Here is a 16,087-nt window from a genome sequence, read left to right as displayed (position 1 = left end):
AACGTTGATTATTCGACCGGTTCACGGGTCGGAGGCTGTGAGTACTGTCCGCAAGGGCGTGGAAAGCATGATCTCCGGACGTCGATCCGGTCGGGCACGCTGTTGGGTGTCTGAGGGTATGGCCGTTCAGGTCGCCTTCAGTGCCGGCCCCAGTGAACTCCGGTGGTTACCGGGGGTGATGGGTGGTTGGTCGTTGTTTGAGAACTGCACAGTGGACGCGAGCATCTGTGGCCAAGTTTTTAAGGGCGCACGGTGGATGCCTTGGCACCAGGAACCGATGAAGGACGTGGGAGGCCACGATAGGCCCCGGGGAGTCGTCAACCAGGCTTTGATCCGGGGGTGTCCGAATGGGGAAACCCGGCAGTCGTCATGGGCTGTCACCCTTGCCTGAACACATAGGGCAAGTGGAGGGAACGCGGGGAAGTGAAACATCTCAGTACCCGCAGGAAGAGAAAACAACCGTGATTCCGGGAGTAGTGGCGAGCGAAACCGGATGAGGCCAAACCGTATGCGTGTGAGACCCGGCAGGGGTTGCGTATACGGGGTTGTGGGATCTCTCTTGATCAGTCTGCCGGCTGGTCGGCGAGTCAGAAACCGTATGGGTAGGCGAAGGACATGCGAAAGGTCCGGCGTAGAGGGTAAGACCCCCGTAGCTGAAATCTGTACGGCTCGTTTGAGAGACACCCAAGTAGCACGGGGCCCGAGAAATCCCGTGTGAATCTGGCGGGACCACCCGCTAAGCCTAAATATTCCCTGGTGACCGATAGCGGATAGTACCGTGAGGGAATGGTGAAAAGTACCGCGGGAGCGGAGTGAAATAGTACCTGAAACCGTGTGCCTACAAGCCGTGGGAGCGTCGGATATGTGCTTGCACATGTCTCGTGACTGCGTGCCTTTTGAAGAATGAGCCTGCGAGTTTGCGGTGTGTTGCGAGGTTAACCCGGGTGGGGTAGCCGTAGCGAAAGCGAGTCCGAACAGGGCGACTTTAGTAGCACGCTCAAGACCCGAAGCGGAGTGATCTAGCCATGGGCAGGTTGAAGCGGAGGTAAGACTTCGTGGAGGACCGAACCCACCAGGGTTGAAAACCTGGGGGATGACCTGTGGTTAGGGGTGAAAGGCCAATCAAACTCCGTGATAGCTGGTTCTCCCCGAAATGCATTTAGGTGCAGCGTCGTGTGTTTCTTGCCGGAGGTAGAGCACTGGATAGGCGATGGGCCCTACCGGGTTACTGACCTTAGCCAAACTCCGAATGCCGGTAAGTGAGAGCGCGGCAGTGAGACTGTGGGGGATAAGCTCCATGGTCGAGAGGGAAACAGCCCAGAGCATCGACTAAGGCCCCTAAGCGTACGCTAAGTGGGAAAGGATGTGGAGTCGCACAGACAACCAGGAGGTTGGCTTAGAAGCAGCCACCCTTGAAAGAGTGCGTAATAGCTCACTGGTCTAGTGATTCCGCGCCGACAATGTAGCGGGGCTCAAGCGTACCGCCGAAGTCGTGTCATTCCAGCACATACCCCCAACGGGGGCTGGGATGGGTAGGGGAGCGTCGTGTGCCGGGTGAAGCAGCCGCGGAAGCGAGTTGTGGACGGTTCACGAGTGAGAATGCAGGCATGAGTAGCGATACACACGTGAGAAACGTGTGCGCCGATTGACCAAGGGTTCCTGGGTCAAGCTGATCTGCCCAGGGTAAGTCGGGACCTAAGGCGAGGCCGACAGGCGTAGTCGATGGATAACCGGTTGATATTCCGGTACCCGCTGTGAAGCGTCAAACATTGAACCAGGCGATGCTAAGTCCGTGAAGCCGTCCCGGACCCTTCGGGGAAAGGGAAGTGGTGGAGCCGACGGACCAGACTTGCAGTAGGTGAGTGATGGGGTGACGCAGGAAGGTAGTCCATCCCGGGCGGTGGTTGTCCCGGGGTAAGGGTGTAGGACGTCAGGTAGGTAAATCCGCCTGGCAATAGTCTGAGACCTGATGCCGAGCCGATTGTGGTGAAGTGGATGATCCTATGCTGTCGAGAAAAGCCTCTAGCGAGTTTCATGGCGGCCCGTACCCTAAACCGACTCAGGTGGTCTGGTAGAGAATACCGAGGCGTTCGGGTGAACTATGGTTAAGGAACTCGGCAAAATGCCCCCGTAACTTCGGGAGAAGGGGGGCCATCACTGGTGAGAGGACGTGCTCCTCGAGCTGGGGGTGGCCGCAGAGACCAGCGAGAAGCGACTGTTTACTAAAAACACAGGTCCGTGCGAAGCCGTAAGGCGATGTATACGGACTGACGCCTGCCCGGTGCTGGAACGTTAAGGGGACCGGTTAGTCACTCTTCGGGGTGGCGAAGCTGAGAACTTAAGCGCCAGTAAACGGCGGTGGTAACTATAACCATCCTAAGGTAGCGAAATTCCTTGTCGGGTAAGTTCCGACCTGCACGAATGGCGTAACGACTTCTCGACTGTCTCAACCATAGGCCCGGTGAAATTGCACTACGAGTAAAGATGCTCGTTTCGCGCAGCAGGACGGAAAGACCCCGGGACCTTTACTACAGTTTGATATTGGTGTTCGGTTCGGCTTGTGTAGGATAGCTGGGAGACTGTGAACTCTGGACGCCAGTTCAGGGGGAGTCGTCGTTGAAATACCAGTCTGGTCGTGCTGGATGTCTAACCTGGGTCCGTGATCCGGATCAGGGACAGTGTCTGATGGGTAGTTTAACTGGGGCGGTTGCCTCCCAAAGGGTAACGGAGGCGCCCAAAGGTTCCCTCAGCCTGGTTGGCAATCAGGTGTTGAGTGTAAGTGCACAAGGGAGCTTGACTGTGAGACCGACGGGTCGAGCAGGGACGAAAGTCGGGACTAGTGATCCGGCGGTGGCTTGTGGAAGCGCCGTCGCTCAACGGATAAAAGGTACCCCGGGGATAACAGGCTGATCTTCCCCAAGAGTCCATATCGACGGGATGGTTTGGCACCTCGATGTCGGCTCGTCGCATCCTGGGGCTGGAGTCGGTCCCAAGGGTTGGGCTGTTCGCCCATTAAAGCGGTACGCGAGCTGGGTTTAGAACGTCGTGAGACAGTTCGGTCCCTATCCGCTGCGCGCGCAGGAATATTGAGAAGGGCTGTCCCTAGTACGAGAGGACCGGGACGGACGAACCTCTGGTGTGCCAGTTGTTCTGCCAAGGGCATGGCTGGTTGGCTACGTTCGGGAGGGATAACCGCTGAAAGCATCTAAGCGGGAAGCCTGCTTCGAGATGAGTATTCCCACCCACTTGATGGGGTAAGGCTCCCAGTAGACGACTGGGTTGATAGGCCAGATATGGAAGCCCGGTAACGGGTGGAGTTGACTGGTACTAATAGGCCGAGGGCTTGTCCTCAGTTGCTCGCGTCCACTGTGTTAGTTCTGAGACAACGACCGTTGTCGGCTTTGAGCAGAACGCATAACTAAAGAGTGTGCTTGTTCGCTCGAACCCATTAGGGTTTCGGTGGTCATAGCGTGAGGGAAACGCCCGGTTACATTCCGAACCCGGAAGCTAAGCCTTACAGCGCCGATGGTACTGCAGGGGGGACCCTGTGGGAGAGTAGGACGCCGCCGAACAATCTTTGGAAGGACCCCTGGTCCCAGCGTTCAGCTGGGGCCAGGGGTCCTTTTTTGTTTCTAGAATGCTTGCAGTACCGAAGACAGGAGTCACCATGTCCACCAACTCTCCCGACGATCGACCGGAGCGCGACGAGCGGCGACGGGGCAGTGGTGACCGTGGCGGCTATCGCGGTGGACCGCCCCGGGGCAACGACCGGCGCGACAGCGGGGACCGTGGCGGCAACGGCCGGCGGGACGACCGCCGTAGCGACGACCGTCGAGGTGACGACCGTGGGGGGTTCCGTCACGACGATCGCCGCGATGACCGCGGTGGCTTCCGGCGTGACGACAACCGTGGTGAGCAGCGCGGCAGCGGCGGTGGATTCCGCGGCCGTGACGACCGCCGCGAGGGCGACCGTGGGCCTCGCCCCGCGTTCCGCCGTGACGACCGTCCGGCGGGCCCCCGCCGCGATGACCGTCCGGCGGGCCCGCGCCGTGACGACCGTCCCGCAGGTCCGCGCCGCGACGACCGTCCCGCAGGTCCGCGCCGCGACGACCGGGACCGCGACCGTGGCTTCCGGCGGGACGGGGACCGGCCGGCCTTCCGTCGCGACGACCGGCGTGACGACCGTCCCGTCCGTCGTGACGGCGACCGTCCCCCGTTCCGTCGCGACGACGACCGTGGAGGCCACGGCCGCCGCGATGACCGTCCCGCGTTCCGCCGCGACGACCGTAGCGATGATCGCAGGGACGACCGGCGCGACAGCGGGGACCGTGGCGGATTCCGCAGGGACGACCGTGACCGGGATCGTGGTTTCCGCCGGGACGACCGTACCGACCGCCCGAGCCGCCCCGACCGTCGTGAGGGCGACCGTCCCTCGTACCGTCGGGACGACGACCGCGGTGGCTTCCGGCGTGACGACAGCCGTGGTGAGCAGCGCGGCGGCGGTGGATTCCGTGGCCGTGACGATCGTGGCCGCGACGACCGGCGTGGGGACGACCGCGGTGCTCGCCCGCCCTTCCGGCGGGACGACCGACGCGACGACTCCCGGCGGGACGACCGCCGAGACGAGAACCGCCCTGCCTTCCGCCGGGACGGGGACCGGCCCGCCTTCCGTCGCGACGACCGACGTGACGACCGGCGCACCGACCGCCCCGACCGTCGTGAGGGCGACCGTCCCTCGTACCGCCGGGACGACGACCGCGGTGGCTTCCGGCGCGACGACAGCCGTGGTGAGCAGCGCGGCGGCGGTGGCTTCCGCCGTGACGACAGCCGTGGGGGTGAGCGTGGCGGATTCCGTGGGCGTGACGATCGTGGCCGTGACGACCGGAGCCATGGTCCCCGTCGGGACGACCGTGGGGGTCGGCCCGGTGGTTTCCACGGCCGGGACGACCGGCGCGGCGGCGACGACCGGCGCGGTGGCGGGCGTTTCCGTGACGAGCGCGACCGGGACCGTGAGCCGATCAAGCGGCTGCCGATCCCGGAGGACGTCACCGGCGAGGAGATCGACAAGGACGTACGGCAGGAACTGCAGAGCCTGCCCAAGACGCTCGCCGAGGATGTCGCCAAGAACCTGGTGATGGTCGCGCGGCTCATCGACGAGGACCCCGAAGGCGCGTACGGCTACTCCAGGGTGGCCCTGCGGCTGGCGTCTCGTGTCGCCGCGGTGCGGGAGGCGGCCGGCTTCGCCGCGTACGCCACCCAGAAGTACAGCGAGGCCCTTGCGGAGTTCCGGGCGGCGCGGCGGATGACCGGCAACGTCGACCTGTGGCCCGTCATGGCCGACTGTGAGCGTGGTCTCGGGCGGCCCGAGAAGACGCTGGACATGGCCGGTGCGCCCGAGGTGCACAAGCTGGACAAGGCCGGTCAGGTCGAGATGCGGCTCGTGGCGGCCGGCGCTCGGCGTGACATGGACCAGCTCGACGCGGCCATCGTGACGCTGCAGAGCCCGGAGCTGGCCTCCAACTCCGTACAGCCGTGGACGGCGCGCCTGCGGTACGCGTACGCCGACGCGCTGCTCGCGGCCGGCCGTGAGGGCGAGGCGCGGGAGTGGTTCGCCAAGGCCGTCGAGGCCGACAAGGACGGCAGCACGGACGCGTCGGACCGCCTCGCGGAGATGGACGGTGTCGAGTTCGTCGACGCCCTTGTCGAGCACGAGGACGAGGACGTCGCGAGCGGGCACGAGGGTGACGAGGCGCCGCAGGACGCGTCCACGGTCGCGGACCCCGCATTCGTCGAGGACAGCGAGGACATCGACACCGATGAGGACGTCGACACCGATGAGGGCGACGAGGACGACGACACCGACGTCGAAGACCGCACCGACGTCGAGGGCGACGCGGAGGTCGAGGGCGACGCGGAGGTCGAGGGCGACAAGGACTGACGTCCGGCTGAGACGCTGAAGGGCGGGATCCCGTACAGGGGATCCCGCCCTTTCGCATGTCGCCCCCGGAGGAGGCGTCGCCTCAGAGATCCAGTGCGCGCAGCACCAGCCCCGACGCCGGCTTCGGGCCGAACGACGTGGACTTGCGGGGCATGGTGACGCCCTGGCGGGCGAGGTCGCGTACGACCTCCTCGTGGACCGGGTGCATGAGGACCGCAGTGCCGCCGTCGCGTTCGGCCTTCTCGACGGTGGCGGCCGTGTCGTGGATGTAGGCGACGTGTGCCGGGGAGTCCTCGGGGATGTGCCAGACGTGGTCGAGGAGGACCGCGTGCAGGACCGTCGCGTCGAGGGTGCGCCAGGCCGCCGGGCGGTCGGCGGGGATCGTACGTGTGAGGAGGTCCGGGTCCGGGCGGTCGACGAGGTGGAAGGCGCCGTCGCCCGCGAGGAGGAAGGCGTTGCCGGTGGCTGCCGCGTCAGCGAGGGCGTCCAGGGCCTCGGAGAGCGGGACGTCGAGGCGGCGAACGCGGAACAGGCCGTCCAGGGCGGTCAGCGCGTCCGGGAGCGGGAGTTGGTGCAGGAGACGGTGGATCGCGCGGACGCGCAGGGGATAGCGGGCGGTGTCCACGAGGAGGACCAGGCCGTAGTCCCAGGGGCTGGGGGAGGGGTGCTCCGTGCGGAGCCGGAGGTAGGTCGCCCAGCGGTGGTGGCCGTCGGCTATCAGGGCCTGGTGGTTCGCGAGGTCCGACTGGACTTCGGCGAGGTCGGCGGGGTCGGTGACCGCCCAGAGGCGGTGGCTGAAGCCGTCCTCCGTGGTCGTGGCGAGGAGAGGGGCGCGTTCCGTGGTGCGCTCGACCACGGGTGTCGCCCCTGCCGTGGCGTCGTCGCCCCGGTACGTGAGGAGCAGGGGCTCCATGTTGGTGGAGGTGGCGCGCATCAGGGCCGCACGGTCCGCGATGACGTGGGGGATGACGTCCTCGTGAGGGAGGACCACGCCGGCGGAGGGCTCCGAGAGGCGCAGGGCGCCTATGAGGCCGCGTTGGAGGATGCTGCCGTCCGCCTGCTCGTAGACGTAGAGGCCCGGCTCCGCGTCGGCGGCGAGGACGCCGTCGGCGAGCCAGCGGCGCAGGGTCGCGGCCGCCTGTTCGTCGCGGGCGGCGGGCGTTCTGGCCTGGGGGAGTATCAGGCGGACGATGTTGTGAGGGTCGGCGGACTCGAGGTGGAGCAGACCGTCCGGCCGTACGACCACGTCGTACGGCGGTGATGTCACGGCGGCCAGGCTGCCGACCCGGTCGGGGTCGTAGCGAAGCCCCCGGAACGGGGTCAGTTCGAGGCCGCTGCGCGCCGGGATCTCCTCCGCGGGACCTGCGTAGTTCATTGGGGCATCGTATGGGTGTCAGTGCGGTGAGGGATGATCGGGGAAAGCGAGCTGACCGATTGTTGACCGACCGACCGACGAGGAGCGAGTGTAATGAGCCAGGCAGTCAGGACGCGGCCCGACGGCAGTGGGCAGGCCCTGAGCGAGGCGTACGACACGGCGCTGCTCGATCTGGACGGGGTGGTGTACGCGGGCGGCAGCGCGATCGCGTACGCGGTGGAGTCCCTGAGTACGGCGCGGGCGGGCGGTATGCACCTCGCGTACGTCACGAACAACGCGCTGCGTACGCCCGACACGGTGGCCGCCCATCTCACCGAGCTCGGGATACCGACCGAGGCCGGTGATGTCATCACCTCGGCGCAGGCCGTGGCCCGGCTGATCAGCGAGCAGCTGCCCGCCGGCGCGCGCGTGCTGGTCATCGGCGGTGAGGGGCTGCGGGTGGCGCTGCGCGAGCGGGGGCTCGAGCCGGTCGAGTCGGCGGACGACGACCCGGCGGCCGTGGTGCAGGGGTACGGCGGTCCCGAGCTGCCCTGGGCGCGGTTCGCGGAGGCCAGCTATGCCATCGCGCGCGGGGTGCCATGGTTCGCGTCCAACACCGACCTGACGATTCCCAGCGCGCGGGGCATCGCTCCCGGCAACGGGGCGGCGGTGCAGGTCGTCCGGATCGCGACCGGGGCCGAGCCGCAGGTGGCGGGCAAGCCGCTGCCGCCGATGCACCGCGAGACGATCCTGCGGACGGGTGCCGAGCGGCCGTTGGTGGTCGGGGACCGGCTGGACACGGACATCGAGGGCGCGTTCAACGGCGAGGTCGACTCGCTGCTCGTACTGACCGGCGTGACCGACGGCGCGCAGCTGCTGGCCGCGCCCCCGCAGCACCGGCCGACGTATGTCGACGCCGATCTGCGGGGCATGCTCACCGGGCAGCCGGAGGTCGTCGAGGCGGGCGCGGGCTTCCGCTGCGGCGGCTGGACGGCGACGGCAGGGGCGGAACGGCTGGAACTGGTCGGCGAGGGCGAGGCCCTGGACGGACTGCGGGCGCTGTGCGCGGCGGCCTGGACGGCTGCCGGGGCGGGCGTGTGCGAGCTGGACGGGGGGAAGGCGCTGGCCCGGCTGGGGTTGTGAGCGGCCGGGTCTTTTGGGCCCTCGGGCTTCCCGGGGGCCGGTGCGGCGGCCGTGGTCTGTGCGAGCGGGGCTTCCACCCGTACGGCCCGTACGTCTGTGCGGTGTTCGTGGACACGATCGAGCAAAAGAAGAGGATAGGCTAACCTAACCGGGTGTTGGTCGACAGTCCTCCTGAACCGAGCGCGGAGACCGCCCCCGCGCCCCCGAACCGCCGGGCGATACGAGCCGTCGGGCTCCTCGTGTCCCTCGTCCTTCTCGTCCTGGTCGCCCTGGCGAGTATCGCGATCGGCGCGAAAGAACTGTCTCCGGAGCAGGTCTGGCACGGTCTGTTCGAGGACACGGGGACCTACGGCGACGCCGTCGTCGGGGAGCGGATCTCGCGCACCCTCCTCGGACTGCTCGCGGGGGCCGCGCTCGGGCTCGCCGGTGCCGTGCTCCAGGCGCTCACCCGGAACCCGCTGGCCGACCCAGGGCTGCTGGGCATCAACGCGGGCGCGTCCGCCGCGGTCGTCACCGCCATCACCTACTTCGGCGTCACCTCGCTGGCCGGGTACGTGTGGTTCGCGTTCGCCGGTGCCGCCATGGTCGGGGCGCTGGTCTGGTTCCTCGGGGGCAGCCGGGGTGCGACGCCGGTGCGTCTCGCCCTCGCGGGCACGGCCATCAGCGCCGCCCTCTACGGCTATCTGCAGGCCGTGATGATCATGGATGACGCGGCGCTCTCCAAGATGCGTTTCTGGACGGTCGGTTCGCTGGCCTCGGCGACCGACGAGACCATCACCCAGGTACTGCCGTTCCTGGCCGTCGGCACGGTCATCGCGCTGCTGCTCGCCCGGCCGCTGAACGCGATGGCCATGGGCGACGACACCGCCCGCGCGCTCGGCGCCGGCCTCAACCGCACCCGGGCGCTCTCCATGGCCGCCGCCACCGTGCTGTGCGGTGCCGCGACCGCCGCCTGCGGGCCGATCGTCTTCGTGGGGCTGATGGTCCCGCATGCCGTGCGGTCCTTCACCGGGCCCGACCTGCGCTGGATCCTGCCGTACGCGACCGTCCTGTCGCCCGTGCTGCTGCTCGGCGCCGACGTCATCGGCCGCATGGTGGTACGGCCCGCGGAGCTCCAGGTCGGCATCGTCACCGCGATCCTCGGCGGGCCGGTCTTCATCTTTCTCGTACGACGGCGGAGGACGGCGCAGCTGTGAAGACGCAGGTCATGAGCAAGCCCGCCGACCGCACTCGCGCGGTCCGCACGCCCGGTGGGCTGTCCGTCCGGCTGGACGTACGGGCGTTCACCGTCGTCGTCCTGCTGCTGGTGGCGGCGCTGACCGCGAGTGTCGTACTGATCGGGACCGGAGACTTCCCCATCCCGGCCGGCGACGTCCTGAAGACGCTGCTCGGCAACGGCGACGCGGGCCAGGAGTTCATCGTCAACGAACTGCGGCTGCCAAGAGTTCTGGTCGGGCTCCTTGTCGGGGCCTCGCTCGGCCTCGGCGGGGCGCTGTTCCAGTCCATCTCCCGCAATCCGCTGGGCAGTCCGGACGTGCTCGGCCTCTCGCAGGGCGCCACCGCCGGCGCACTGGTCGTCATCGTGCTGTTCTCCGGCAGCGCGAACCAGGTGGCCCTCGGGGCGCTCGTCGGCGGTCTGGTCACCGGCCTGGCGATCTATGTGCTGGCCTGGAAGAGGGGCGTGCACGGCTATCGGCTCGTGCTGGTCGGCATCGGCGTCTCGGCGATCGTCACGGCGGTCAACGGCTATCTGATCACCAAGGCGGACCTGGTCGACGCGGCCCGCGCGGTCGTGTGGATGACCGGCTCCCTCAACGGCCGTGACTGGGCCCAGGTCTGGCCGCTGCTGATCATGTGCGCGATCCTCGTGCCGCTGGTGCTGGGCAACGCGCGCGGGCTGCGGATGACGGAGATGGGCGACGACGTGTCGTACGCCCTCGGGGTGAGCGTCGAGCGCGTCCGGCTGCTGCTGATGGTGTCGGCCGTGCTGCTCACCGCCGGGGCCACCGCTGCCGCCGGGCCGGTCGGCTTCGTCGCCCTCACCGCGCCCCAGCTCGCCAAGCGGCTGACCCGCTCCCCGGGCCCGAACCTGGTGCCCGCGATGTGCATGGGCGCGACCCTGCTGATCGTCGCCGACTGGGCCTCGCAGCGGGCGTTCGGGGCCGACCAGTTGCCCGTCGGCGTGGTCACCGGCGTACTCGGCGGTGTCTATCTGCTGTGGCTGCTGGTCACCGAGCGCAAGGCCGGGCGGATATGAGCGCGTCGGCGAACGAGAACGACAAGAGGAGCACCGTGAACCGCCTGTCCGCCGAGAACGTCACCCTCGCCTATGACCAGCGGGTCATCGCCGAGCAGCTGTCGGTGGAGATCCCCGACAGCTCGTTCACCGTGATCGTCGGCCCCAACGCCTGCGGCAAGTCCACTCTGCTGCGTGCCCTCTCACGGATGCTGAAGCCGTCACAGGGGCGGGTGCTGCTCGACGGGCAGGTCATCCAGTCGATGCCCGCCAAGAAGGTCGCCCGGACCCTCGGCCTGCTGCCGCAGTCGTCGATCGCGCCCGACGGGATCACCGTCGGCGACCTCGTGGGCCGCGGCCGGTACCCGCACCAGGGGCTGCTGCGGCAGTGGTCCACCGAGGACGAGCGGATCGTCCGGGAGTCGATGGAGTCGACCGGGGTCGCCGAGCTGGCCGACCGCTATGTCGACGAGCTGTCCGGCGGTCAGCGCCAGCGTGTCTGGATCGCCATGGCACTCGCCCAGCAGACCCCGCTGCTGCTGCTCGACGAGCCGACCACCTTCCTGGACATCCAGCACCAGATCGACGTGCTCGACCTGTGCGCCGAGCTGCACGAGGAGCAGGGCCGCACGCTCGTCGCGGTGTTGCACGACCTCAACCACGCCGCCCGCTACGCCACCCATCTCATCGCCCTGCGAGACGGCTCGGTGATCGCCGAGGGCGCCCCCTCCGAGATCGTCACGGCCGAGCTGGTCGAAGAGGTCTTCGGGCTGCGCTGCCAGGTGATCGACGACCCGGAGACGGGGACGCCGCTGGTGGTGCCGGCGGCGCGCAGGGCGCGGACCGGAATGGAGAAGGTGGCCGCTACAGAAGCTTCCTGAGCTGGAGCAGATCCCGGAAGCCCGCCTCCAGCTTCACCCGGCCCGAACCCCAGGCCTTGGCGAAGTTCAGTTCGCCGGCGACGAGGGCCACCAGATCGTCGCCGGTCATGGCGAGCCGGATCTGGGCCTTCTCCGGCGGCGGCCCCTGAAGGGTGTCGCGCACCTCGATGCGGCCCTCGCGCATCCGGCCCATGAAGGAGACGTCGAGGTCCTTGATGTGGCAGCTCACCGAGCGGTCGAGGGCCGTCGCCTCGCGCACGTGTCCATCGGCGCCTGCCATGTTGTCCGAGAGCTTTTCGAGCGCGGCGCGGCACTCCTCAATCGTTGCCATCGCGATCGACGGTACCCCAGAGCTTCGCGGTAGCGTCTGGGCATGAGCGACTCTTTGCCCGAGGTCGAGGCCGGGGTGGAAGCAGTGGTTCCGGAGGCGGAGGCCGGGCCGGCCCCGCTGAACGTGCCCCGCACCGCCACCGGCCACCCCGAGGTGGACGCCACCCTCGACCGGCTGGCCGACGCCGACCACCTCGCCACCGACGGCCATGTGGAGGTGTACGAGGATGTACACCGGGGGCTGCGCGACGCGCTCACCGCGCTCGACGCCCGCCCGGGACCTCCGGCGCCCCCTCGGCCGTACTAGAGCAGGAGCTAAACCCCGTGGCAGGAGTCGCACGCCGCCGTCTGGACGCCGAACTGGTCCGGCGGAAGCTAGCGCGCTCGCGTGAGCACGCGAGCCAGCTGATCGCCGCCGGGCGGGTCACCGTCGGCAAGAACGTCGCGACCAAGTCCGCCACACAGGTGGAGACCGCCGCCGCGATCGTGGTGGCGACCGACGACGGCGACCCGGAGTACGTGTCCAGAGGCGGCCACAAGCTCGCCGGCGCCCTGGAGGCCTTCGTCCCGCAGGGGCTGGCCGTACAAGGGCGGCGGGCCCTGGACGCCGGCGCCTCCACCGGCGGATTCACCGACGTGCTGCTGCGGGCCGGGGCCGCGCACGTCGTGGCCGTGGACGTCGGATACGGACAACTCGCCTGGACTCTCAGGAGTGATGAACGCGTCACCGTCAAGGACCGTACGAACGTACGCGAGTTGACGCTCGAAGCGATCGATGGGGAGCCTGTGGATCTTGTCGTGGGGGATCTGTCCTTCATCCCGCTCGGCCTGGTGCTGCCCGCCCTGGTGCGGTGCGTGAAGCCGGACGCCGATCTGGTGATGATGGTCAAGCCACAGTTCGAGGTGGGTAAGGAGCGGCTGGGCAGTGGGGGAGTCGTACGGAGTCCGGAGCTGCGCGCCGAGGCGGTGCGCGGGGTGGCCCGGCGGGCCGGGGAGCTGGGGCTCGGGGTGAAGGGTGTGACGGCCAGTCCGCTGCCCGGACCCTCGGGCAATGTCGAGTACTTTCTGTGGTTGCGAGCCGGGGCACCCGCGTTGGACCCGGCCGACGTCGACCGAGCAGTGGCGGAGGGGCCGCGTTGACTCAGGACCGATCTCGAACTGTTTTCCTGCTCACCCACACCGGGCGGCCGGCGGCCATCCGCAGTGCCGAACTCGTCGTCAAGGGGCTGCTGCACCACGGCATCGTCGTGCGTGTCCTGGAGTACGAGGCCGAGGACATCCCGCTGCCGGAGGAGGTGGAACTCGTCAAGGAGGCCACCCCGCAGTGCCTCGACGGGTGCGAGCTGCTCATCGTCCTCGGCGGTGACGGCACGCTGCTGCGCGGCGCCGAGTTCGCCCGCGCCTCCGGGGTGCCGATGCTGGGCGTCAACCTCGGCAGCGTCGGCTTCCTCGCGGAGGCCGAGCGGGACGACCTCGACAAGGTTGTCGACCGGGTGGTGACCAGGTCGTACGAGGTCGAGGAGCGGATGACCGTCGATGTCGTCGTGCACCAGAACGGAAACATCGTCCACACGGACTGGGCGCTGAACGAGGCCGCCGTGCAGAAGGCCGGTGCCGAGAAGCTGCTCGAGGTCGTTCTGGAGATCGACGGCCGGCCGGTGACCGGGTTCGGGTGTGACGGAATCGTCCTGTCGACTCCGACCGGGTCCACGGCGTACGCGTTCTCGGCGGGTGGGCCCGTGGTGTGGCCCGAGGTCGAGGCGTTGCTGATGGTGCCCATCAGCGCGCACGCGCTGTTCGCGAAGCCGTTGGTGACGTCGCCGAATTCGGTGCTGGCGGTGGAGGTGCTGCCGCACATCCCGCCGGGGGTTCTGTGGTGTGACGGGCGGCGGACCGTCGAGCTGCCGCCGGGGGCCCGGGTCGAGGTCCGGCGGGGGGCGGTGCCGGTGCGGCTGGCGCGGTTGCATCACGCGTCGTTCACGGACCGGCTCGTGGCGAAGTTCGCTCTGCCTGTTTCCGGGTGGCGGGGGGCCCGGCACTAGCGCGAGGCGGGGCACGGCGGGGGACCGTCATCGCCGCGGGTCGGCTGTGGTCGCTCGCGCGGTTCCCCGCGCCCCTGAAAGGGCGCGCTGTACCTCCCGGGAGTGACATGGGGGACGGGGGGCGTCGCGGTCGCCCTCCTCGACCTCGTAAGGTCGTGTCCGTGTTGGAGGAGATGCGGATACGGTCGCTCGGAGTCATCGACGACGCTGTCGTCGAGTTGTCGCCCGGCTTCACCGCCGTGACGGGTGAGACGGGCGCGGGCAAGACCATGGTGGTCACCAGCCTCGGCCTGCTGCTCGGCGGGCGGGCGGACCCGGCGCTCGTGCGGATCGGCGCGAAGAACGCCGTCGTGGAGGGCCGGATCGCCGTGCCCGAGGGCGCGTCGGCGATCGTCCGGGCCGAGGAGGCCGGGGCCGAACTCGACGACGGGGCGCTGCTGATCAGCCGGACCGTCTCCGCCGAGGGACGGTCGCGGGCCCACCTGGGCGGGCGTTCCGTCCCCGTGGGCGTGCTGGCGGAGCTGGCCGACGAACTGGTCGCCGTGCACGGGCAGACCGACCAGCAGGGGCTGCTGAAGCTGTCCCGGCAGCGGGCGGCGCTCGACCGGTACGCGGGCGACGCGGTGGCCGTGCCGCTCACCAAGTACGGCGAGGCCTACCGGCGGCTGCGGGCCGTGGCCACCGAACTCGACGAGATCGTCACGCGCGCGCGTGAGCGGGCCCAGGAAGCCGACATGCTGCGGTACGGGCTCGACGAGATCGCCGGCGTCGAGCCGCGGGCCGACGAGGACGTGGAGCTGGCCGAGGAGGCCGAGCGGCTCGGCCACGCGGAGGCGCTGGCGTCCGCCGCCACGGCCGCGCACGCCGCGCTCGCGGGCAATCCCGAGGACCCGGAGGGCGTGGACGCCACGACGCTCGTCGCGGGCGCACACCGGGCGCTGGAGGCCGTGCGGTCGCACGACCCGGCGCTGGCCGCGCTCGCCGAGCGGATCGGGGAGATCGGGATCCTGCTGGGCGATGTGGCGGGGGAACTGGCGGGATACGCCGACGACCTGGACGCCGATCCGCTGCGGCTGGCTGCCGTCGAGGAGCGGCGGGCCGCGCTCACCGCGCTCACCCGGAAGTACGGCGTGGACATCGCCTCCGTGCTCTCCTGGGCCGAGCAGGGTGCCCAGCGGCTCACCGAACTCGACGGCGACGACGAGCGGATCGACGAGCTGACCGCCGAGCGGGACGCGCTGCGAGCCGAACTGGGCGGCCTCGCGCAGGCGCTGACCGATGCCCGGGCGGAGGCCGCCGAGCGGTTCGCCGCCGCCGTCACCGCCGAGCTGGCCTCGCTCGCCATGCCGCACGCGCGCGTGTCGTTCGAGATCCGGCGGACCGACGATCCCGAGGGCGTCGAGGTGGACGGACGCACGGTCGCGTACGGCCCGTCCGGTGTCGACGAGGTCGAACTGCTGCTCGCCCCGCACCCGGGGGCGCCGCCCCGGCCCATCGCCAAGGGCGCGTCCGGCGGTGAGCTGTCGCGGGTGATGCTGGCAGTCGAGGTGGTGTTCGCGGGGACGGACCCCGTGCCGACGTATCTCTTCGACGAGGTCGACGCCGGAGTCGGCGGCAAGGCCGCGGTCGAGATCGGCCGGCGGCTCGCCCGGCTCGCCAGGTCGGCCCAGGTCGTGGTGGTCACCCACCTGCCCCAGGTGGCCGCCTTCGCCGACCGGCAGTTGCTGGTGGAGAAGACCAACGACGGTTCGGTGACCCGGTCCGGTGTGAAGATCCTGGAGGGCGAGGACCGGGTGCGCGAGCTGTCGCGCATGCTCGCCGGCCAGGAGGACTCCGAGACGGCACGGGCACACGCGGAGGAACTGCTCGCGGCCGCCCGCGCGGACGCGTAGGGCGGTGCCGGGACCGCTGTCTTCGTCGGCTGTGAGTGAACCCGGCGATGAACACAGCGGGGAATATGGCGGGGAACACGGCGGGAAGGAGCGGGACGGGAGTCGTACAGAGGGGCAACCCCGTGCGGGTGTTCACCCGTGTGGGTGACCCTGGGGCCGGGGTTGCCCGGCCCTCCGGCACTCGCCCCGTCCGGCTGTCCCGGAACACCCTTGCGGCCTGGCATCCTTGAACAGGAAACGACGTAGCAGGATGTGCCGCGTGGATCGCGCG

11 protein-coding genes and 2 rRNA genes are annotated in these 16,087 nt (G+C 69.0%); 11 read left to right on the top strand and 2 right to left on the bottom strand.

Annotated elements, in window-relative coordinates:
- Window positions 1-229 precede the first annotated feature (229 nt).
- The 3 genes from OG202_RS11580 (at window position 230) to OG202_RS11570 (ending at window position 5,938) form a co-directional block, all read left to right on the top strand.
- Window positions 230-3,351, top strand: a 23S ribosomal RNA gene (locus tag OG202_RS11580).
- A 104-nt stretch (window positions 3,352-3,455) separates the two neighbouring features.
- Window positions 3,456-3,572, top strand: a 5S ribosomal RNA gene (gene rrf / locus OG202_RS11575).
- A gap of 1,454 nt (window positions 3,573-5,026) precedes the next feature.
- Complete coding sequence (locus tag OG202_RS11570; protein ID WP_327732293.1) at window positions 5,027-5,938, top strand: hypothetical protein; 912 nt, start codon at window positions 5,027-5,029, stop codon at window positions 5,936-5,938.
- A gap of 82 nt (window positions 5,939-6,020) precedes the next feature.
- Here the strand turns inward: OG202_RS11570 and OG202_RS11565 are convergent, their stop codons facing one another.
- Entirely contained in the window at window positions 6,021-7,313 is a 1,293-nt protein-coding gene (locus OG202_RS11565) for a DUF1015 domain-containing protein (protein ID WP_327730383.1), read from the bottom strand.
- Between the two features lie 93 nt (window positions 7,314-7,406).
- On the opposite strand from OG202_RS11565, the gene OG202_RS11560 reads away from it, so the two are divergent.
- From OG202_RS11560 to OG202_RS11545, 4 genes are all read left to right on the top strand, one after another.
- Window positions 7,407-8,435 carry an HAD hydrolase-like protein gene (locus tag OG202_RS11560; RefSeq protein WP_327730384.1) on the top strand — a complete coding sequence of 343 codons (1,029 nt, stop codon included), beginning with the start codon at window positions 7,407-7,409 and terminating at the stop codon, window positions 8,433-8,435.
- Window positions 8,436-8,587: 152 nt separating this feature from the next.
- On the top strand, window positions 8,588-9,631 hold the full coding sequence (locus OG202_RS11555; RefSeq protein WP_327730385.1) for a FecCD family ABC transporter permease: 1,044 nt from the start codon (window positions 8,588-8,590) through the stop codon (window positions 9,629-9,631).
- 11 nt (window positions 9,632-9,642) lie between these two features.
- Entirely contained in the window at window positions 9,643-10,692 is a 1,050-nt protein-coding gene (locus OG202_RS11550) for a FecCD family ABC transporter permease (protein ID WP_326585885.1), read from the top strand.
- On the top strand, window positions 10,689-11,552 hold the full coding sequence (locus tag OG202_RS11545; RefSeq protein WP_327730386.1) for an ABC transporter ATP-binding protein: 864 nt from the start codon (window positions 10,689-10,691) through the stop codon (window positions 11,550-11,552). The genes OG202_RS11550 and OG202_RS11545 overlap by 4 nt, the downstream gene beginning before the upstream one ends.
- Here OG202_RS11545 and OG202_RS11540 read toward each other — a convergent pair.
- The gene (locus tag OG202_RS11540) at window positions 11,536-11,883 is read right to left on the bottom strand and encodes an SCP2 sterol-binding domain-containing protein (protein ID WP_326583802.1); all 348 of its coding nucleotides are present in this window, start codon (window positions 11,881-11,883) and stop codon (window positions 11,536-11,538) included. The two genes, OG202_RS11545 and OG202_RS11540, sit on opposite strands and share 17 nt — an antisense overlap.
- A gap of 42 nt (window positions 11,884-11,925) precedes the next feature.
- On the opposite strand from OG202_RS11540, the gene OG202_RS11535 reads away from it, so the two are divergent.
- The 4 genes from OG202_RS11535 (at window position 11,926) to recN (ending at window position 15,816) form a co-directional block, all read left to right on the top strand.
- Entirely contained in the window at window positions 11,926-12,189 is a 264-nt protein-coding gene (locus tag OG202_RS11535) for a hypothetical protein (protein WP_326583803.1), read from the top strand.
- 17 nt (window positions 12,190-12,206) lie between these two features.
- The gene (locus tag OG202_RS11530; protein ID WP_326583804.1) at window positions 12,207-13,022 is read left to right on the top strand and encodes a TlyA family RNA methyltransferase; all 816 of its coding nucleotides are present in this window, start codon (window positions 12,207-12,209) and stop codon (window positions 13,020-13,022) included.
- Window positions 13,019-13,924 (top strand): NAD kinase, encoded by a 906-nt coding sequence (locus OG202_RS11525; protein WP_060885261.1) that lies wholly within the window; start codon window positions 13,019-13,021, stop codon window positions 13,922-13,924. Before OG202_RS11530 ends, OG202_RS11525 begins: the two co-directional genes overlap by 4 nt.
- A gap of 173 nt (window positions 13,925-14,097) precedes the next feature.
- Window positions 14,098-15,816 (top strand): DNA repair protein RecN, encoded by a 1,719-nt coding sequence (recN, locus tag OG202_RS11520; RefSeq protein ID WP_326585886.1) that lies wholly within the window; start codon window positions 14,098-14,100, stop codon window positions 15,814-15,816.
- The last annotated feature ends 271 nt before the right edge of the window (window positions 15,817-16,087 follow it).

The sequence above is a fragment of the Streptomyces sp. NBC_00310 genome, assembly GCF_036208085.1.
Classification (GTDB): domain Bacteria; phylum Actinomycetota; class Actinomycetes; order Streptomycetales; family Streptomycetaceae; genus Streptomyces.
The sequence above is the reverse complement of the archived record's forward strand: the minus strand, read 5'-3'. Positions and strand labels throughout refer to the sequence as shown.